Annotated in this window: 24 protein-coding genes and 1 other RNA gene; 8 read left to right on the top strand and 17 right to left on the bottom strand. The window is 59.5% G+C overall.

The genetic code is table 11. The annotated features are described in order from the left end of the window. The first annotated feature begins 58 nt into the window (after positions 1-58). Positions 59-973, top strand: coding sequence for a DUF4344 domain-containing metallopeptidase (locus tag FAZ21_RS15205; RefSeq protein ID WP_136774297.1), 915 nt, complete (start codon positions 59-61; stop codon positions 971-973). Positions 974-1,031: 58 nt separating this feature from the next. On the opposite strand, the gene FAZ21_RS15210 is transcribed toward FAZ21_RS15205, so the two are convergent. From FAZ21_RS15210 to FAZ21_RS15260, 11 genes are all read right to left on the bottom strand, one after another. Further along, positions 1,032-3,302, bottom strand: a complete 2,271-nt coding sequence (locus tag FAZ21_RS15210) for an arginine/lysine/ornithine decarboxylase (RefSeq protein ID WP_136774298.1) — start codon at positions 3,300-3,302, stop codon at positions 1,032-1,034. 255 nt (positions 3,303-3,557) lie between these two features. Then, positions 3,558-4,043, bottom strand: coding sequence for a type IV pilus modification PilV family protein (locus tag FAZ21_RS15215; protein ID WP_211243482.1), 486 nt, complete (start codon positions 4,041-4,043; stop codon positions 3,558-3,560). 16 nt (positions 4,044-4,059) lie between these two features. Further along, positions 4,060-5,130, bottom strand: coding sequence for a pilus assembly PilX family protein (locus tag FAZ21_RS15220; RefSeq protein ID WP_136774299.1), 1,071 nt, complete (start codon positions 5,128-5,130; stop codon positions 4,060-4,062). Then, positions 5,127-6,011 (bottom strand): PilW family protein, encoded by an 885-nt coding sequence (locus tag FAZ21_RS15225; protein ID WP_136774300.1) that lies wholly within the window; start codon positions 6,009-6,011, stop codon positions 5,127-5,129. Before FAZ21_RS15225 ends, FAZ21_RS15220 begins: the two co-directional genes overlap by 4 nt. Continuing rightward, positions 6,005-6,538, bottom strand: a complete 534-nt coding sequence (locus tag FAZ21_RS15230) for a pilus assembly FimT family protein (protein ID WP_136774301.1) — start codon at positions 6,536-6,538, stop codon at positions 6,005-6,007. Before FAZ21_RS15230 ends, FAZ21_RS15225 begins: the two co-directional genes overlap by 7 nt. Continuing rightward, a complete protein-coding gene (locus tag FAZ21_RS15235; RefSeq protein WP_136774302.1) occupies positions 6,538-6,975 on the bottom strand; it encodes a type IV pilin protein in 438 nt (145 codons plus the stop codon). Before FAZ21_RS15235 ends, FAZ21_RS15230 begins: the two co-directional genes overlap by 1 nt. Before the next feature lie 141 nt (positions 6,976-7,116). Beyond that, on the bottom strand, positions 7,117-8,082 hold the full coding sequence (locus FAZ21_RS15240; RefSeq protein ID WP_211243483.1) for an L-threonylcarbamoyladenylate synthase: 966 nt from the start codon (positions 8,080-8,082) through the stop codon (positions 7,117-7,119). Positions 8,083-8,185: 103 nt separating this feature from the next. Then, a complete protein-coding gene (locus FAZ21_RS15245; RefSeq protein ID WP_136774304.1) occupies positions 8,186-8,851 on the bottom strand; it encodes a Crp/Fnr family transcriptional regulator in 666 nt (221 codons plus the stop codon). Between the two features lie 37 nt (positions 8,852-8,888). Continuing rightward, positions 8,889-9,155, bottom strand: a complete 267-nt coding sequence (locus FAZ21_RS15250; protein ID WP_211243484.1) for a hypothetical protein — start codon at positions 9,153-9,155, stop codon at positions 8,889-8,891. A 189-nt stretch (positions 9,156-9,344) separates the two neighbouring features. Beyond that, positions 9,345-10,013, bottom strand: coding sequence for a Tim44 domain-containing protein (locus FAZ21_RS15255; protein ID WP_136774306.1), 669 nt, complete (start codon positions 10,011-10,013; stop codon positions 9,345-9,347). Positions 10,014-10,146: 133 nt separating this feature from the next. Beyond that, positions 10,147-10,503 (bottom strand): dihydroneopterin aldolase, encoded by a 357-nt coding sequence (locus tag FAZ21_RS15260; protein WP_136774307.1) that lies wholly within the window; start codon positions 10,501-10,503, stop codon positions 10,147-10,149. 87 nt (positions 10,504-10,590) lie between these two features. Here FAZ21_RS15260 and plsY point away from each other — a divergent pair, with 87 nt between their 5' ends. Further along, on the top strand, positions 10,591-11,208 hold the full coding sequence (gene plsY, locus FAZ21_RS15265) for a glycerol-3-phosphate 1-O-acyltransferase PlsY (protein WP_136774308.1): 618 nt from the start codon (positions 10,591-10,593) through the stop codon (positions 11,206-11,208). Between the two features lie 44 nt (positions 11,209-11,252). Here the strand turns inward: plsY and smpB are convergent, their stop codons facing one another. Next, positions 11,253-11,708: an SsrA-binding protein SmpB gene (smpB, locus tag FAZ21_RS15270; RefSeq protein ID WP_136774309.1), complete on the bottom strand. Its 456-nt coding sequence runs from the start codon at positions 11,706-11,708 to the stop codon at positions 11,253-11,255. Between smpB and FAZ21_RS15275 the strand changes: the two genes are divergently transcribed. From FAZ21_RS15275 to FAZ21_RS15300, 6 genes are all read left to right on the top strand, one after another. Beyond that, on the top strand, positions 11,701-12,759 hold the full coding sequence (locus FAZ21_RS15275) for an asparaginase domain-containing protein (RefSeq protein WP_246038698.1): 1,059 nt from the start codon (positions 11,701-11,703) through the stop codon (positions 12,757-12,759). The genes smpB and FAZ21_RS15275 overlap by 8 nt on opposite strands. A 39-nt stretch (positions 12,760-12,798) precedes the next feature. Further along, an RNA gene (ffs, locus tag FAZ21_RS15280) (signal recognition particle sRNA small type) lies at positions 12,799-12,896 on the top strand. 291 nt (positions 12,897-13,187) lie between these two features. Further along, positions 13,188-13,754, top strand: coding sequence for a septation protein A (locus FAZ21_RS15285; protein ID WP_136774311.1), 567 nt, complete (start codon positions 13,188-13,190; stop codon positions 13,752-13,754). A 3-nt stretch (positions 13,755-13,757) separates the two neighbouring features. Further along, positions 13,758-14,060, top strand: a complete 303-nt coding sequence (locus FAZ21_RS15290) for a YciI family protein (RefSeq protein WP_136774312.1) — start codon at positions 13,758-13,760, stop codon at positions 14,058-14,060. Positions 14,061-14,069: 9 nt separating this feature from the next. Next, positions 14,070-14,336: a BolA family protein gene (locus FAZ21_RS15295; RefSeq protein ID WP_211243485.1), complete on the top strand. Its 267-nt coding sequence runs from the start codon at positions 14,070-14,072 to the stop codon at positions 14,334-14,336. A 47-nt stretch (positions 14,337-14,383) separates the two neighbouring features. Beyond that, positions 14,384-15,157, top strand: coding sequence for a peptidylprolyl isomerase (locus FAZ21_RS15300; RefSeq protein WP_136774313.1), 774 nt, complete (start codon positions 14,384-14,386; stop codon positions 15,155-15,157). A gap of 65 nt (positions 15,158-15,222) precedes the next feature. Here FAZ21_RS15300 and FAZ21_RS15305 read toward each other — a convergent pair whose 3' ends face one another. The 5 genes from FAZ21_RS15305 to FAZ21_RS15325 form a co-directional block, all read right to left on the bottom strand. Next, the gene (locus FAZ21_RS15305) at positions 15,223-15,603 is read right to left on the bottom strand and encodes a hypothetical protein (RefSeq protein WP_136774314.1); all 381 of its coding nucleotides are present in this window, start codon (positions 15,601-15,603) and stop codon (positions 15,223-15,225) included. A 99-nt stretch (positions 15,604-15,702) separates the two neighbouring features. Beyond that, the gene (locus FAZ21_RS15310) at positions 15,703-16,458 is read right to left on the bottom strand and encodes a YdcF family protein (protein ID WP_169307432.1); all 756 of its coding nucleotides are present in this window, start codon (positions 16,456-16,458) and stop codon (positions 15,703-15,705) included. A 72-nt stretch (positions 16,459-16,530) separates the two neighbouring features. Then, on the bottom strand, positions 16,531-17,247 hold the full coding sequence (locus FAZ21_RS15315) for an ABC transporter ATP-binding protein (protein ID WP_136774316.1): 717 nt from the start codon (positions 17,245-17,247) through the stop codon (positions 16,531-16,533). After that, positions 17,244-18,014 (bottom strand): ABC transporter ATP-binding protein, encoded by a 771-nt coding sequence (locus tag FAZ21_RS15320; protein ID WP_136774317.1) that lies wholly within the window; start codon positions 18,012-18,014, stop codon positions 17,244-17,246. Before FAZ21_RS15320 ends, FAZ21_RS15315 begins: the two co-directional genes overlap by 4 nt. After that, positions 18,011-19,123, bottom strand: a complete 1,113-nt coding sequence (locus FAZ21_RS15325) for an ABC transporter permease subunit (protein WP_136774318.1) — start codon at positions 19,121-19,123, stop codon at positions 18,011-18,013. The genes FAZ21_RS15320 and FAZ21_RS15325 overlap by 4 nt, the downstream gene beginning before the upstream one ends.

Here is a 19,123-nt window from a genome sequence, read left to right on the forward strand (position 1 = left end):
AAAAAAGGACAGAATTCAATTCTGTCCTTTTTTTCGTCTTCATTTTCGGGGGAATCGCATGCGCCGTTCTGTCGTGCTGCTGCTGATGGGGGTGCTGGGCCTTGCTGGCTGCAAAGAGGAAGCGCCGCTTGCCAAGAGTGCCGCGCAAAACGCGGCGCCAGTGAGAAAGGAATTCAAATACCTCTACACGCCGCCCAAGAATCCGGAATTGCAGAAATACTATGAATGGTTGAAGCAGGAAAACGCTGGAGCCAAGCTCGAGCCGGTGCTCAAGCTGATCAACTGGCCCGCAGGGCTGACCATTGAAACCAAGGAGTGCGGCGTTTCCAACGCCTACTACTGGCCGGGAAAGGCCGAGATCGTGGTCTGCTATGAGCTGTTCAAGGATTTCCACGATAAATCCGAGACCGAAATGGCCAAGCGCACGCCGGAATATCGGCGCAAGGTGGCGATTGGCGGGGTGCGCTTCCTGATCCTGCATGAAGTGGGGCATGCGGTTTACGATATTTTCAAGGTGCCGGTCATTGGCAATCCGGAAGACGCGGCGGATGCATTTGCGCTGTACATGCTGCTGAAATCCAAGGACCCCGAAGTGCACTGGGTACTGCAAGGGGCCAAGTTCTTTTTCATGAAGAACCATACCGACTTCACCAGTACCTCCGACTTGGAGTTCGGCTCCTTTGCCGATGCGCACCCACTGCATCAGCAACGTTATTTCAACATGCTGTGCGATGCCTATGGCAGCAGTACCAAGCGCTATGGTTTCCTGGTGGAGAAAGGCTTTTTGCCCAAGGGGCGTGCCGAATCCTGCCCGCAGGACTGGAAACGCCTGGATTACGCGATGGAAAAGCTGGTGGCGCCGTATTTCGACATGGCGGAAGTCCGGAAACTGCAAAGCAAGAAGTATCCGGAATTCGAGCCCGAAGCCTACGATGCATCCGCTATCCAGAAAATGCATGGACAGGGAAGTTGATGGGTGCAGCAACAAAAAAGGCCAGCAGATGCTGGCCTTTTTTGTCGATCCTCGCCGATCAGGGCTCGGGGCGCACGCAATCGACAAAGTAGCGGAATTCGCCATTCACCTTTTCCGCAACGAGGCCGTGGATATAGGTTTCGAATCCCGGGAAGCGGGCATTGAATTCGCGCACGAACCGCAGGTAATCGACGATGGTGGCGTTGAAGACCTCCCCCGGGATCAGCAACGGAATCCCGGGCGGATAGGGCGTGAACATCACGGCGGTGATCCGGCCTTCCAGCTCATCGATCGGCACCCGATCGATCTCGCGATGCGCCATCTTTGAAAACGCTTTGGCGGGCTTCATGGCCGGCGTCATGTCGGACAGGTACATCTCGGTAGTCAACCGCGCCACGTCACGCGCTTTGTAGATGCCATGGATCTGTTGGCACAGATCCTTCAGGCCGATGCGTTCGTACTGCGGAAACTGCGCCACGAATTCCGGCAGGATGCGCCACAGCGGCGCGTTCTTATCGTAGTCGTCCTTGAACTGCTGCAAAGCGGTCAGCAACGTGTTCCAGCGGCCCTTGGTAATGCCGATGGTGAACATGATGAAGAATGAATACAGGCCGGTTTTTTCGATCACGACGCCGTGTTCGGCCAGATACTTGCTCACGATGCCCGCCGGAATGCCGGTCTCGGCAAAATCGCCATCGACGTTCAGCCCCGGCGTAAGCACCGTGGCCTTGATCGGGTCGAGCAGGTTGAAGCCTTCGGCCACGTCGCCAAAGCCGTGCCAGTTTTCGCCGGACTTCAGCATCCAGGCATCGCGGTGATCCAGGCCTTCGTCGGTAAGATCATCCGGCCCCCATACCTTGAACCACCAGTCGTCGCCGTATTCCTCGTCCACCTTGCGCATGGCACGGCGGAAATCCAGCGCTTCGGTGAGCGATTCTTCGACCAGGGCGGTGCCCGCCGGCGCTTCCATCATCGCCGCCGCCACGTCGCACGAAGCGATGATGGCGTACTGCGGGCTGGTGGAGGTATGCATCAGGTAGGCTTCGTTGAAGATATCGCGGTCCAGCCGGTTGTGTTCCGCATCCTGCACCAGGATTTGCGAAGCCTGGGAAATGCCCGCCAGCAACTTGTGCGTGGACTGGGTGGAGAACACCATCGAAGTCTGGCAGCGCGGTCGGCCCTCGCCAATAGCGTGGTAATCCCCATAAAAATCGTGGAACGCCGCGTGCGGCAGCCATGCCTCGTCGAAATGCAGGGTTTCGATCTTGCCGTCGAGCAGGCCCTTGATCTCCTCGACGTTGTACATGATGCCGTCGTAGGTGGATTGGGTGATCGTCAGCACACGCGGCTTGGTATCGGGATCTTTTTCCAGCTTTTCGCGGCAGAACGGGTTCGCCAGCATTTTCTGACGGATCGTTTCGGGTTCGAACTCCGAGCGCGGAATCGGCCCGATGATGCCGTAGTGATTACGGGTGGGCATCAGGAACACCGGCACGGCGCCGGTCATCATGATGGCGTGCAGGATCGACTTGTGGCAGTTGCGGTCCACCACCACGATATCGCCGGGCGCCACGGTGGAATGCCAGACGATCTTGTTCGAGGTGGAGGTGCCGTTGGTGACGAAGAACAGGTGATCGGCATTGAAGATGCGCGCCGCATTGCGCTCCGACGCGGCCACGGGGCCGGTATGGTCGAGCAGTTGCCCCAGTTCATCCACTGCATTGCAGACATCGGCGCGCAACATGTTCTCGCCAAAGAACTGATGGAACATCTGCCCGACAGGGCTTTTCAAAAAAGCCACGCCGCCGGAGTGCCCCGGGCAATGCCATGAATACGAGCCATCCTGCGCGTAATGGGTGAGCGCGCGGAAGAAGGGTGGTGCCAGGCTGTCCAGATAGCTTTTGGCCTCGCGGATGATGTGACGCGCCACGAATTCCGGCGTGTCTTCGTGCATATGGATGAATCCATGCAGTTCACGCAGCACATCGTTGGGGATATGCCGGGCGGTGCGGGTTTCGCCATAGATATACAGCGGGATGTCCACATTGCGCCGCCGGATTTCCGCGACGAACGTGCGCAGATGGGCCAGCGCCGATTGCGTCTCCTCCGGGCTGCCCTCGCCGAATTCCTCATCGTCGATCGACAGAATGAAACCCGCCGCGCGGCTTTGCTGCTGGGCGAACGAAGTGAGATCGCCATAGCTGGTATAACCCACGACCTCCATCCCCTCGGCCTGAATGGCGGCCGCCAGCTCGCGGATACCGGAGCCGCTGGTGTTCTCGGAGCGGAAGTCTTCGTCGATGATGACGAGGGGGAAGTGAAAACGCATGCCAGTGTCCTTTAAAAGCAATGCACGAGCTGCGCTTGGGGCACGGCGGAAGCGTATAGGTTCAATCCGACCGGCTTGAGGCGCTGGGAAGAGGGCGCTTTGCGCCGCGGTCCGGACAGGGTTTCAGAAAGAAACCCCGCCTCCAGCCGGCCTCGAACGTCCCGCGAAGGGGCGAATGATAGCTACTTCTAACCAAGACGGGAATGCTTTCCTTCGGAGGACCGCATTTCATTTTTCTTTCAAGAAAATACTGTACTACAGATTTCCATTCATCGCAGGGTACCCTAATCGCATTGTCACTGCCTGCGTATAGTTTTTTCCTTTATACGTCCATGCCGCATTAACCGTCACATCTTTGTAGATAGGAATAGGAAAACTCCCGGAGGCGGAAGCTGTCGCCCCATTTACCACGACTGGGTTGGAAAGGGTGTATGCCCCATCGGAAGAAGGCAAGGTTGGCAAGCTGCCACTTAAATAATTTGCGAAACAGCTTTTCGCGCTAAATCCCGAAGCGCAGGTCATCGAACCATTATCTACTCTGGCACGGCGGATTAGCCACCTACTACGAATCGATTCCAGACGTGTATTCAATATCTTAATTGCCTCGAGCCGTTGTTTGCTCAATGCCGTATCTTCAAGTTTTGCCGCTTGAAATCTGCCCACCACTAACAGGCCGCTGCTGAGAATGACTACGGCAATTAACGCCTCTATTAAAGAAAACCCTTTTTGACTAGAGTGCATGATAGAACCACCCATACTAAACCCCCGAATCAATCCAGCTGGAATTGACTAATTCATATTTCGGAGGAAATATTTGATTTTGCAACGTCTTGACTACGTCCGGGTTCCATGTGAAAACAAACGAACCAGTTGCGTCAAATTTTCCGGATTGGTTGAGTACTTGCCCATTGACAGTCATTGTCCCAAATACACTCAAGGAGGTTGTGTTTCCCACCACCAAGACGATTCCCCATACTGTTGCGACACTGGATTGCGGTGATGCAGCGTCCACGATAACTAAAACTGGATTTGCCGCAGTCCCATAAGTTCCATTCAAGGAACTGTTTGCATAAATAATCCCCGAATTGCACTGTGTTCCGGAAACACAACCCCCAGTAGAACGAGTTGCTTCGGATTTTAAGGTGTTAGCATCTTTCCCAAAAAAATAATTGGTAAAAGTATCAGGGCTGGCAGAAGCTGCTTTCAAGGCAGTATCATTAATAGTTTCAGTGCCGTTAATGGCGATCGATGATGCGGATACAGTGTCGCCCCCTGACACGACGGCGGGCTTGTTAAAAGGAGGGACAGTACTCCCATTTACCTGGACAGAGCCCTTTATTGTTGTGCAGGAATTTCCACAAATCAGCGCGCCATCGCGAATCAAAATTTCTTTGATAAGAATTACTTGTGTGGCTACTGCAATGTTTTCCCAAGTATCCACATTTCCAGAATAATAAGATTTGGAAGGGCAGCCATCGGCACAGCCATAACTGACCAATTTATACATGCTGCTTCCTAAATTTTGAATGGATACTTTGTATCCCCAGTTATTTCCCGCGTCATGGTTTTCAAGAATGGCCGTGGAATAGCTGCTGACGCTGCTTTGTTTAGATACCAAGCGGCCTATCATTTCCCCCAAACCATTTTGGGCTGCTTGCCGTGCCAGGCTGTTATGCAGCTCATTTCTTGTAGCAAGCTGCTCAAAGTGAGCACTTCGGCTTGAAAGCAAAGCGGTCAAGGAGATTACTACTAGCAAGAAAATTGCTGTTGCCAGTACGAGAATGCCGTTTTGCTTCTTTAGCCCGGCTTTAAATAGGCCTCTATTCATGACAACCGCTCCGGGAAATTTGGCAGGTACACGGTTTCTGTCAACGTTTGCGAAAAGCGTTGATCAAGGGGGCCACAGCGATTAGCTCCAGTTTGCGAAGAATATTTTTGTTGAGTTGAGCAGGCGGTTATCGTTATGGTTACGCTGGCTGGTGAAAAATCGTTATACGTAACACCGCCAGAAGTGCTTGTAGAGAGAGACGCGGGGCTATATGTGAAGTTTAGCGCTGTAACTGTCACTGCATTTCTATCCGTAATGGCTTGCCAAGCAGAACTCGCGGCACAACTATGGCTTGCAACTGTGGCTGCTGAAGTGCTGCCAGTAAAGACTTTGATGACATCGCCATCCAGCCAGAAGCCGTGTCGTTCATCCAATATGGCGCCCCCTGCAATAGATGTTGCTGAATCCAGCTTTCCAGGAGTTCCAATATTGGCGCCGCCTTCAGGTGGCGTGTCGTAAGCATATAAGGCACAACCATTGGTAAAGTCGGTCAATGGAGAAAATGGATATGCGGCTCTTCCAGAAATGTCATATTCCACAATGAAAGCATTTACCGTTGGAAGAGTTGCTCTAAGTGAAGTATCAGCGCTAGTCGGAGAGTTTATCGGGGGGCTGGTAGAATCCAATAACGGCATTGCCCTGCATTCATTCAGGGTGCTATTTGCACAATAGCCCGCACGCTTTAAGTCCCGTGAAATTAAATTCATGGCGGCAGAGACTTCGTTGTTGAGTCTTGTCAGTAAAGTCACATCTTTGGCGGTATTCAAGCTGTTTATATAAAGTGAAAATGCAGCACTCAAAATGACCAAGGCAATTGTTGCACTGATCAGCAATTCAATAATGGTCATGCCTGTTTGGGATTTTCGATAAGAGGCTAGCATGCCATCACTCCCGGTAGTGGCTGGGCCGCATTAGTGCACATTGAAAATTTACCAAGCATGTTTATGGAGATCGATATGGTCGTTCCATTGCTGGAAGTTGCATCCACAGTAGCAGGCAAAGTATCAGTAGCACTTGATGTGCTAATGATGCCACGGTTGGGGGAAATAATAATTGAGGAAACACTGGGGGAGAGGCTTCCTTTCTTAATTCCCAGGATGGAGAGGTCGAGGCGGCGGGCGCTGCAATAGCTGCTATTGCTTGAATCTTCAATTGTACAGTCACATATGGCGTTGCCTGATTTTACGCCAATGCAACTGTTGCCAAACTGGACATGCACTGGCTTGTTTTGTCGTATTGACTCTGTTTTTGCAAAGTACAAGGCCGCGACAATTTGCTGGGCGGCGCCCTTGATTCGCGCATTGTCGAGTGCGCGCGTGAGATTAGGCATTGCGATGGCCGCAATGACGCCAATCATCGCAATGACGACCAAGCTCTCTATCAGAGTAAATCCGATTACATGTTTCATTACAGACCCCAGCACTTCTTTTTTGCGTCTGTGTTGGCTTCAGGCCCTTGCTCGGTCAGTGCGATGGTCGAACAGTCGGAATCCCCCGTTTGTGCTCCAGTTGCTGTCGCAACAACTCGATATGTGGCCCCGTTTCCGCTCACGGTAGCTCCTGCGCTATTTTTTAACGTCAGGCTTAAGGTATAGTAATTACCTGCGCTTGATGAAGAAAGGCCAATGTCGCTCAGTGAGCCATATCCCGTATGACTTATTCTCCAGCGTTCCTGTTGTGCTTGAACACGAAGCAATACAGTTTTTGCTTCTGATCGGCGACTCTTTCGCACGTATTCTTGGTAATTGGGCACAGCTATTGCCGCCAGAATGCCAATGATTACTACCACGATCATCAGTTCAATTAACGTGAAACCTGCAATGTGTTTGCTCGAATTTGGCCGCATCTTGCCCCCTTAGGATCGCCGTTAGCATTTTCCTTTCATCTTAAGGGTTTTCCTTTACAACCATCAACCTGACCCTCGCGCAGTTTGCCCGACCTGCGGTTTAAGCTGACAGCCGGCGGCGTTTGTCTGGACAAGCGGTGGCTAAATTCTGGTATGGGCGGCGCGGCGCAGGCGGTCGTTCACTGCCAGCCAGCCGGGTGTGGCAGGGGGGAGTTGCAGGAAAATGATGGTGTAGCCTTGTCTATCTATCTGACGAAGTTTGTCATATATAAGACGGGCATATTCTGACGGATTGTCGGGCATTTCGTGGATTGCACTCGTTGCCGCATCACCCGCCCATGGACCGAAGCTGAGAATGGCCAGTTTTTCGCCATTTGCCCTTGCCTGTGTGATGGCGGGCTGGAGGTGCGCGTATTCGCCGGTCACCAGATGGGTGCGCGGCGAGTAGTGCGAGTCCAGTAAGCCAGATGTTCTGATCTTCGCTGTGCCGCTATCGGTATGGTGAGTGAGCGATTTTCCAAGCAGCGCTTCGATCGCTTCGCGCGTGATGCCGCCGGGGCGCAGCAGTGTGGGCTGTTCATGGATCAGGCTGACGATGGTCGATTCCACGCCCACTTCGCAGGGCCCGCCGTCCAGTACCAGGGGGCAGTCTGCGCCGAATTCGTCGCGAACGTGTTGCGCACGGGTGGGGCTGACATGCCCGAAGCGGTTGGCCGATGGGGCGGCCAGTCCGCCGCCGAAGCGCTTCAGGAGTTCATGGGTGAGGGGATGGGAGGGCGCGCGCAGGCCCACTGTATCCTGCCCGCCGGTGATGGCGTCCAGTACATGGGGCTGGCGTCGCAGGATCAGGGTGAGGGGACCGGGCCAGAAGGCGTCTGCCAGTTTCCAGGCGTCGGCGGGGATGCCCAGCGCCCAGTCGTTCAGTTGCTGGCTGCTTGCGATATGCACGATCACGGGGTGATCGGCTGGGCGTCCCTTCAGCGCGAAGATCCTGGCGACGGCATCCAGGTTGGCCGCATCCGCTGCCAGGCCGTAAACGGTTTCGGTGGGAATGGCGACCAGTTCGCCGGCCTTGAGGCGGGCGAGCGCGAGTTCCAGCTCGGACATATCGGATTGCATCGGCAAAACGCGAAGTATACCGCACGCGATTTGCCGGGCTCGAATGCGAAAAAGCCGGCATACGCCGGCTCGTTTCGGGAATGGCTGGGGGTCAGAAGCGCTCGGGCAGTTTCTGCAGGATGATGATGCGCTTGTTTTCCAGCTTGACGTAGCCGCCGAAGACCAGTTCCTTCAGGATGCGCGCGATCATTTCGCGGGAGGAACCCACGCGGTCGGCGATGGCCTGCTGGGTCAGTGGTTCCTGGATCATCCAGTGATCTTCGTAATCCTGCGCCATTTCTTCGAACAGGGCCCGGACGCGGCCGTAGACATCCAGCAGCGCCAGGTTTTTCATCGTCAACGAGAGGCGCCGGACGATGCGCGACAGGTTGAGGATGAGTTTGTCCTTCAGTTGTGGATAGGTTTCCAGCGCGGTGCGGAAATCCTGCTTGCTGAACATGATGAAGGTGGAGTCGTCTTCCACCTGCACCGACCAGCTACGCGGCTCGTCGTCGATCATCGAGATTTCGCCGTAGACATCGCCAGGCTCGCCGATCTGGAAGACGAATTCCTTGCCCTGGTTATCGCTGGTAAATGAACGGGTGCGGCCTTCCATCTGCAGGTACATCGCTTCCGCCGGGTCGCCCTCCCGGAACAGGAAGCTGCCCTTGGGCAGGTGCCGCTTTACGGCGGCCTGCATCACGACTTCGAGGTCGCCGTCGGAAAAGCCTTCGAAGATGGCGATCTGGCTGAGAAAGATGCGGACGGTGGGGTCCATGTTGGTTGCTCCGGTAGCTTTTCTAGGTATCAGTGGCTTATTTGGTCGGGGTGTTTGTTGCGGCCTTGGAAGCTTCTTTGTCGCTCGGTTCTTCCCGGGGTTGCACGACGGGATCGGGCGGAGGGGGCACGATATCCAGCTTTTTCTGCTGCATGTATTCGTTCATTTCCTTCCAGCCATCGAAGATATCCGCTTTCGCCACCCGCGGGTTGCGCCGGTAGCAGTCTTCCAGTGCTCGTCCACTGTGGCGGCACGCCGCGCCGATGGCCTTGCCGTTTTCGGTCTGTTTGTTGAGGGCGCTCATCAGTTGATCGCAGCCAGCAAGCGGAATGATGAGACACAGCAGGAGCGGAGCGAGACGGGGCATCGTAGCTGGCATGGGCACGTGTTGGGTTAGCCGATTGTAGGAGAATCGCGATAGGCGCGAAACATGCCGAATACGCCAATACCCGATGATTCGGGCATGGCCATCATCGCGACCGGGCACAAATCGTCAGTCGCGTTCGCTCATCGACCAGAGCAACCAGCGCTTGTTCCCGCCGTGTTCCTTGATGAAGCGCCAGGTTTCCTGAAATGGGGCGGTCTTGTTGGCGGCCAGCACTTTACCGTAGAAGCGCACCTGGGCTTGCAGATGGGGCGCATCGTTGTGGGTCGCCACCAGTTCGATGTGCAATTCGGGAAAATCGGCCTGCTCGCCCCGGGCCAGGTCGGCACGCGTCAGGTCTTCGAACAGCTCCGGCGTCATGTACTTGCGCAGCAGTTCCAGTTTGGCCGGATCGCTCTGCGCACGCACATAGAGGAAGGTCGATTTGGCGTGGCGCAGGAAGGCGCCGGTGTCGGTACCGTCCGGGAGCCGTCCGGATCTGGCGATGGCGGTGTCGATGTCCTTGCCCACGTGATAAAAGCGCTGCTTTTCCGTGTCGACATCCCCCTGCCACCCCGGCATGGGGCGGGTCTCGGGGTAAGGGTCCACGACCGGTCGCTCGCTACGGCGCAGGTAAAACAGGCCCCCCAGGGTCAGCGCTCCGAGCAGGATCAGCCACGCCCACGGCAGGCTGCTGCCAGCCTCCACGGGGGCGGAGGCATGCGGCGCGCCAAAGGCGGTGCTGTGCATCAACGCCGCGACGACGATGAAGAGGGGGCGAGCGCGTAAGCGTTCCATGTAACCGGGCGAGGTGTATGACGTCTGGGACAAAAAAGAGTTGGGCAAGATCGAGTCTTCAGCCAGATTTGTATGCTCAACCATAAAGATAGCTGAAAGCCGATAGCCGCGCTGCGGCCCAAAAAGACCGGCCTCAGGCGCGTTGGCCGCGTTCCACCGTGACGCCAGCGCGGCCGACATCTTTCAGGATACCGGGCTTGGTGACGGATACGCGTACCCAGGGCGCAGCGAAATCCGTGATCAGAACCTGGGCGAGATGGGCCGCCAGGGCCTCGAGCAGCAGGAAGTGCCGCGCTTCAAGTTCAAGGTGGATGCGGTTTACAACGCTGGCGTAGTCGATGGTATCGGTCAGGTCGTCGGTCTGGCAGGCCCGCGAGGAGGGCAGACCGATATCCAGGTCGAGTTCGACGGCCTGGGGGGCGACGCGCTCCCAGTCGTAACAGCCGATCAACGTGCGCGCACGCACGCCGTGCAAAAAGATAATGTCCATGGATTCGCCGACGGGCGGAGCGGGGTTTGACGCCATGCTCGCCGAATGACTTACAATGCCGAGCGCTCGATTGTAGTGGATTTCACGATGACATCGTTAATTGCCGTACTCGCGGCATATCTGCTCGGTTCTCTTTCCTTTGCCGTGATCGTCTCCCGCCTGATGGGGCTGGACGATCCGCGCTCCTATGGTTCCGGCAACCCGGGGGCGACCAATGTCCTGCGTTCCGGCAACAAGAAGGCCGCGCTGCTCACCCTGGTGGGCGATGCGGTCAAGGGCTGGCTGGCTGTTTTCATCGCGCTGGCGCTGGCATCGTCACTGGGCCTGACGGTGCGCGATATCGCGCTGGTGGCGGTGGCGGTGTTCCTGGGGCACCTCTGGCCGGTGTACTTCCGGTTCCAGGGCGGAAAAGGCGTGGCAACCGCGGGCGGTATCCTGCTCGCGCTGGACTGGCGGGTGGGCTTGATCACACTGGTTGTCTGGCTCGTCATCGCCAAAGGATTCAAGATTTCGTCGCTGGCCGCCCTGGTCGCGGCATTGCTGGCGCCGGTGCTGACCGCCTGGCTGATGCCCGAGCGCGATTATCTCTATGCCACCTTGCTGTTGTCGGTGCTGCTGATCGTGCGGCACCACCGCAATATCCGCGATCTGTTGAGCGGGCGGGAAGGGAAGATCGGGCAATCCGGCGGTGGCGAGGCTGGCTGAGGGCCGCGCGGGCTGACATGGCTCGCGGCGGCCGGGGTATTGCCTCAGCCGCGCTTGCTGTCGTTGCGAACCAGTCGCTGCTTCTCGCGCTGCCATTCGCGTTCTTTCGTGCTCTCGCGCTTGTCGTGCAGCTTCTTGCCTTTCGCCAGGCCGATATCCAGCTTGATCCGGCCGCGCGTGTAGTGCAGGTTCAATGCGGCAACGGTATAACCCGAGCGCGCCACCAGGCCGGAGAGGCGTTCGATCTCGCGGCGATGCAGCAGCAGCTTGCGGGGACGTACCGGGTCCGGCGTCACATGCGTCGAAGCGGCAACCAGCGCGGAGATATGCGCCCCCAGCAGCCAGAAGTCGCCGCTCATGTAGGTGACGTAGGATTCCTTCAGTTGCACGCGTCCAGCGCGGATGGCCTTGACCTCCCAGCCTTGCAGCACCAGCCCGGCTTCAAAGCGCTCTTCGATGAAATAGTCGTGAAAAGCCTTGCGGTTGTCGACGATGGTCATAGGGCTTGAAATCGAGGTAAACCGCGATTGTAACCAACCGGCAAGCAAAACGACGAGGCACGCAGTGCGCATCCTGATTATTTATACCGGTGGCACCATCGGCATGGCGCCGGGCCCGCACGGTCTGGCCCCGCTTGCCGGCGGCCTGGCCGTCCCGCTGGCGACGCACTGCCCGGGCGCCGAAGTGCTCGAATACAGCCCGCTGCTGGATTCGAGCAGCATGACGCCTCGGCATTGGCTGCGCATCGCACAGGATATCCGCACCCATGCGGATATCTTCGATGGTTTTCTGATCCTGCATGGCACCGACACGCTGGCCTGGACGGCGGCGGCGCTGGCGTATCAATTGCAGGATCTGCCGCATCCCGTGATCGTGACCGGCGCCATGCATCCCTGGCATCACGTGGGTGGAGATGCCATGGGGAACATCGCGGCGGCATGGGCATTCCTCCAGGGGCCGGCTTGCCCCGGGGTGGGGGTGGTGTTTGCGGACGCGCTGTACCGAGGCGTACGGGTGCGCAAACTGGATTGCGAATCGGCCGCCGCGTTTGGCAGCCCCAATGCGCCAGGCCTGGGCGTCTTTCGCGCAGGCATGTGGCAACTCGATACGGCCCGGCTTGATGTCCCCGCGATGCCAAGGCCCCAATCAAAGCCGCTGCGGCCACAGACCGACATTCTGAGCTTGCGGCTGGCGCCCGGTTTCAACGCCGAATGGTTTGCCGATCAGCTTGCGACGGCGCCGCCGCAAGGGCTGCTGCTGGAGGCCTACGGGAGCGGCAATCTGCCGGAGCATCCGGGGCTGCTTGCCGTGCTGGGCGACCTGGCCGCACGCATTCCGGTGGCCGTGTGTACGCAGTGCCTGCGCGGTTCGGTGCGGCTGGGGCTGTACGCGGCGGGTGGCCCGCTCGCGGCGGCGGGCGCATTCGATGCCGGTGATATGACACCCGAAGCCAGCCTGGCCAAGCTCTACTGGGTCATGGCGCAGGCAGAGGATCTGGCCGCTCGGCGCGCCCTGTTCGAGGCCCCGCTGCTGGGGGATCGCTCGGCGTAGCCGAGGCGAAGGCGGCCATGGTATAGTCGCGCTCTCTATGGCGGGTCTCCCCGCATGGCTAGAGGGTGAACCTGGTCAGGTCCGGAAGGAAGCAGCCACAGCTCTTGATGCCAGTGCCGGGGGTTAGGCTCGCCACCTCCCCATTCCCGAAGCAGGGCCGCCTTATGGCGGCCCTGCTTTGTTTTCAATTTTCAACGTTTTCTGAAATCACTGAAAAAAGTTGATGTCGGTCAAGATGGCCAGGCCGGGGGACGCGCAGTATTCGTTACGCAAGCTGATGCTTCGTGTATCTCCAGTGGTAATTAAGCCCCGCGCTGAGCGCGGGGCCTTTTTTTGCCCGGCGGAAACGCAAAAAGGAACCGAAGCCGTACCTTGTAATCGAAAGAGACCGCGCTGCATAATGCGCCATCCTTCGCGTGTGACCGCCCATGAAGTTTCTCTTCGATCTCTTCCCTGTTCTGGTGTTCTTCGGCGTCTACTTCGGTAGCGGTGACATCTTCATCGCCACGGGGGTAGCGATCGGCGCCAGCACGCTACAGGTGCTCTACGCCTGGTGGCGCTGGCGCAAGGTAGAGCCGATGTTGCTGATCAGCTTCGCGTTGATCGTGGTGCTGGGCGGCGCCACGCTGCTGCTGCATAACAAGACCTTCATCCTCTGGAAACCCACCGCGCTGTACTGGGCGTTCGCGCTGGTGCTGGCGGGCGCCAAGCTGCTCAAGGGCCGCGATCTGCTGCGCTCCGCGATGGGGGCTCAACTGGCATTGCCCGATCCGGTGTGGACGCGGCTCACGCTGGCCTGGATCGTCTTCTTCGTGGCGATGGGGGTGCTTAATCTGTATGTCGCCTTCTCGTTCACCGAGGCCACCTGGGTGAAATTCAAGACATTCGGCACGCTGGGCCTGACGCTGGCGTTCGTGATCGGCCAGGGCCTCGTGTTGTCGCGATATCTGCAGGACGACGAACCCGTGACCGAATCCGCCGGCGAAGAGAAATAACCCATGCCGCTATACGCCATCGTTGGCACCGACCATCCCGATAGCCTTTCCAACCGCCTTTCGGTGCGCCCGGCCCACCTGGGGCGGCTCGAAGCCCTGAAAAGCGAAGGCCGCCTCGTGCTGGCCGGGCCGTTTCCCGCCGTGGATGCGGCCGATCCTGGCGCGGCGGGCTTTACCGGCAGCCTGGTCGTTGCCGAGTTCGAATCGCTGGAGGTCGCCCGTGCCTGGGCCGAGGCCGATCCATACTGCGGCGCGGGCGTGTATGAATCTGTCAGCGTCAAACCTTTCAAGCATGTGCTGCCGTAAAGGTTTGATATGATGGATGTCAGCGATGAAATCGTCCGGCGCTTGGCTGTTCTGGCGCCGGAATCCATTGATGTGCACGACGATAGCGCTGCGCACGCCGGCCATGCCGGTGCCGCCAGTGGCGGCGGGCACTTCGATCTGACGGTCGTGTCGGCCGTCTTTGCCGGACAATCGGCCTTGGCGCGTCATCGGCAGGTGTATACGCTGTTGGCCGATCTGATCCCCGGCCGAATTCACGCCTTGCAGATCAGGGCGCTGACTCCCGACGAATTTTGATTCCCGCTAACGATCCCCGGGATTTTCCGAGAAAGGACCCAGCAATAATGCGTCAAACCAAGAAACTTGCCGTTGCCGTTACCCTTGCGCTGTCCACGGCCGGTGCTTTCGCAGCGGTCGCCACGGTCAATGGCGTTGCCATTCCCGACAACCGCGCCGACTTCTTCGTCAAGCAGGTGACCGAGCGCGGCCAGAAGGATACGCCCGAGCTGCGCAGCCGCGTGAAGGAAGAGCTGGTCCGCAACGAAGTGCTGACCCAGGAAGCCGTGCGCAAAGGCCTGGACAAGAACGCCGACGTGCAGACCCGTGTCGATCTGGCTCGCCAGCAAGTGCTGGTCGGGGCGTTGGTCAACGAGTACGTGAAGGCCAACCCGGTTTCCGAGGCCGAGCTGAAGAAAGAGTACGACCGCATCAAGGCCAACATCAGTGGCAAGGAATACAAGGCTCGCCACATCCTGGTGAAGGATGAAGCCGAAGCCAAGGCGATCATTGCCGATCTGAAGAAGGGCAAGAAGTTCGAGGATATCGCCAAGGCCAAGTCGATGGACAAGGGCAGCGCGCAAAATGGCGGCGACCTGGGCTGGTCCAACCCGAATGCGTTCGTTCCTGAATTCGCCAACGCGTTGAAGGGCCTGCAGAAGGGCAAGCTGTCCGACCCGGTGAAGACCCAGTTCGGCTACCACATCATCAAGCTGGACGATGTGCGCGATGCCAAGGGCCCGAGCTACGAGGAAGTGAAGCCGGAACTGCAGCGCGAGCTGCAAGGCCAAAAGGTGCAGAAGTACGTCGAAGACCTGGTCGGCAAGGCCAAGGTTCAGTAATTCGAGTGCTGCTCGTCAAAACGCCCCGCGATTGCGGGGCGTTTTGCTTTGGGCTGTGGCGTCGATCAACCGCCGCTGCCGCTGGCCTCGGCGGCCTTCTGCAATTTGGACTGCTCGTGCCGCCAGCGGTTACGAACGTTCATGTCGGCCAACTGGGCATCGGTCAGATCGCCCAGGCCCTGTGCCTTGGCACGTTCGCGAATGCCGGCCAGGCAGGCCGATACATCGCCCGGCTGCTCGTCTTCGAACAACTGCTTGCCGCAGTCGCCGATCACCGACAGGTACAGCGGCGGCGGCGCGTCGAGCAGGGGATTGTGCACGTAGGCCGGATCGACCTGTTGCTGTGCGACGGGCGAGGTCTTGGGGGCGTCGGGGTCGGGTGTCGGCTCGCAGGCGGCCAGCAGCAGCGCCGCGCAGAGCGCGGCGAGCGCGGAAATTCGGTTCATGGGCTCCTCCTGAATCAGTATGTCATCGTGGGCGCTGCGATCGGACTGTCGCCGCGCCCGACGATTGTAGCGTGCCGCGCCCCACGCCGCGCTGCCGCCTCATTGGCCGCGCAGGCGATACCACAACAGGCCCAGCCACTCGTGCAGCGCGGTCCGGCTTTGCCAGAGCGCCGTGGCATTGGGCATCAGCGCCAGCAGGGCCGATGGTTCCGGAGCGGTGTAGTCGGTGCCGGCGGGCACCACGTCGAAGCCTGCCGCGCTGAATGCGCGCGTGGCGCGTGGCAGATGCCAGGCCTGGCTGATCAGGGCGATCCGACGATGGGCCGGCAAGAGCAGCCTGGCGGTTTCGCCCGCATTGTCGCTGGTGTCGTTCGATCCAGCCTCCACCCAGTGCACCGGAACCCCGAACTCATGCTCTAGCGCATCGCGCATCAGGATGGCCTCGGCGGTGCCGCCCTTGGGCGCGCCGCCGCTGACCAGCAAGGGCTTGCCCAGGCGCCGGGCCAGCTGGGCGCCATAGCGAACGCGGGTCAGTGTGGCGTTGTTGATCGATTCGCCCGCCGGCTGATCCAGCGCGTGCAGCCGTTTGCCGCCGCCCAGCACCACCAGCGCATCCACCGTGGCCAGCGCGGTGGGCGCAGGGGGAGGGGGCTCCAGTCCTTGTGCCAGCCAGGTGGCAACCATCGGCGTCGAGAGCAGATAGAACACGCACCAGGTGCCACCCAGCAGCCAGCCCGAGCCGCGCGGGCAGCGGCGGCGTAGCAGCAGGGCGACGCCCAGCGCCAGCAGCAGCACCCCCGGGGGGAGCAGCAGGCTGCCGAGGGCGTTCTTGATCAGGACGGTGGTGGCGATCATGGTATCCGCGCGGTGCATGGGAAGACGGGCCGCATGATCGCGGCCCGTCGCAGGGGGGGTCAAGCCGGCAGGTCATTCGCCCAGGTAGGCTTTCTGGATCGCCTCGTTGGCCAGCAGGCTGGCCGCGCTGTCGGCCAGCGTGATCCGGCCCGATTCCATCACATAGCCACGATTCGCCGTTTCCAGCGCCAGCTTGGCATTCTGTTCCACCAGCAGCATGGTCACGCCTTCCGCCGCGATCATGCGGATGATCTCGAAGATCTTCTGCACGATGATCGGCGCCAGCCCCATCGAGGGTTCGTCCAGCAGCAACAGCTTGGGGCGGCTCATGATCGCGCGGCCGATGGCCAGCATCTGCTGTTCGCCACCGGACAACGTGCCCGCCAGCTGGGCCTGGCGTTCCTTCAGACGCGGGAACAGGTGATAGACCCGTTCCATGTCGTGCGCGATGTCCGCCTTGTCGTTGCGCACGTGCGCGCCCATCAACAGGTTTTCCGCCACGCTCAGCCGTGGGAACACGCCCCGGCCTTCGGGCACCAGCACCAGCCCCCGGCTGACGTAGTGATAGGGCGCCAGGCGCGCCGTGGGTTGACCGTCGAAGCGGATTTCGCCGCCCGCTGGCTTGATCATGCCCACCAGTGTCTTCAGGGTGGTGGTCTTGCCGGCGCCATTGGCGCCGATCAGCGCCACCAGTTCGCCCTGGTTGATTTCCAGGTCGATGCCCTTGACCGCGTGGATGCCACCGTAGGCGACCTTCAGATCCTTCACTTGCAGCAGTGCTTCGCTCATTCGGGTGCGACTCCCAGATACGCCTCGATCACACGCGGATCGCATTTCACCTGTTCGGGCCGGCCTTCGGCGATCTTCTTGCCGTAGTCCAGCACCGCGATACGGTCGCACAGCCCCATCATCAACTTCACGTCGTGTTCGATCAGCAGGATGGTCACGCCGTCGTCGCGGATTTTCTGCATCAGCTTTTTCAGGCCTTCGGTTTCCGACGGGTTCATCCCCGCCGCCGGTTCGTCCAGCGCCAGCAGCTTGGGGCGGGTGGCCAGCGCGCGCGCGATCTCCAGGCGGCGCTGGTCGCCATAGCTCAGGTTGCGCGCCAGGTCGTCGTGTCGCCTGGCGATGCCGACGTATTCCAGCAATTCCCGCGCCCGTTGCTTGATCGCGGCTTCCTCGGCGCGTGCCCGGGGGTGACGGAAGATCGCGCCGATCACGCCCGAGCGGGTGCGCACGTGTTGGCCGACCATCACGTTTTCCAGCGCCGTCATGTTGGCGAACAGGCGGATGTTCTGGAAGGTGCGCGCAATGCCACTGCGCACCACCACGAACGGCTTCTTGCGGAACAGATCGTGGCCGTCGAAATGGAAGCGGCCTTCGTCGGGCTGGTACAAGCCGGTGAGTACGTTGAACAGCGTGGTCTTGCCGGCGCCATTCGGACCGATCAATCCGTAGATCTCGCCCGCGTTGATCGACAGGCCCACGTCGTTCAGCGCATGCAGGCCGCCGAAGCGTTTGTGGATGCCCTGGATTTCCAGCAGTGGCGTGCTCATGCGCGGGCCTCCTCGTCGTGCTCGTGGAACTCACGCGCGCGCCGCTTGGAGGGCCACAGCCCTTCGGGGCGCACCAGCATGATGGAGATCATGGCGAGCCCGAAGATCAACATGCGCAGGTTTTCCGGATCGACCACCCGCTTGCCGAACAGGCCTTCCTGTAGCGGGTTGATCACGTCGCGCAGGATTTCCGGCGTGATGGAGACGATGATGGCGCCCAGGATCACGCCGGGGATGTGCCCCATGCCGCCCAGTACCACCATGCACAGCACCATGATCGATTCCATCAGCACGAACGATTCCGGCGAGACGAAGCCCTGGAAGCTGGCGAACAGCGCGCCTGACACGCCACCGAACGATGCGCCCATGGCAAAGGCCAGCAGCTTGACGTTGCGGATATTGATGCCCATCGCGTTGGCGGCGATCTCGTCCTCGCGCAGCGCCACCCAGGCACGGCCGATCCGCGAGTGTTGCAGCCGCAGCGTGACGAAGATGATCACGATGCAGAACGCCAGGATCAGGTAGTAGTACAGGTGCACCATGTCGAAGGTCAGGCCCAGCCACTCCACCGGCCGGCCGAAGTCCAGGCCCAGGAAGTGCACGCGTTCGATGTTGTTGATGCCCTGCGGCCCGTTGGTCAGGTTCACCGGGCGGTCCAGGTTGTTCATGAAGATGCGGATGATCTCGCCGAAGCCCAGCGTGACGATGGCGAGATAGTCGCCCCGCAGCTTCAGCACCGGCGTACCCAGCAACAGCCCGAACACCCCCGCCGCGAACGCCGCGATCAGCAGCATCAGCAGGAAAGGCGGGTTATGCAGCCAGTACGGCAGCATGGCTTGCAGGTGCGGCGAGTTGAGCAGGGCGTAGGTGTAGGCGCCGACGGCGTAGAACGCGATATAGCCCAGGTCGAGCAGGCCGGCGTAGCCGACCACGATGTTCAGGCCCAGCGCCAGCATGATGTAGAGCAGCGCGAAATCGACGGCGCGCACCCACGACTTGCCGTTTTCGAAGCCGCCGGTCAGCACCCAGGGCAGGATCGCGAGGACGATGCCCAGCACGGCGAACGTGATCAGCTTGCCGCGTGGGGTTTGCAGGAAATCGATGTTCAT

The organism is Chitiniphilus eburneus, from assembly GCF_005048205.1.
Classification (GTDB): domain Bacteria; phylum Pseudomonadota; class Gammaproteobacteria; order Burkholderiales; family Chitinibacteraceae; genus Chitiniphilus; species Chitiniphilus eburneus.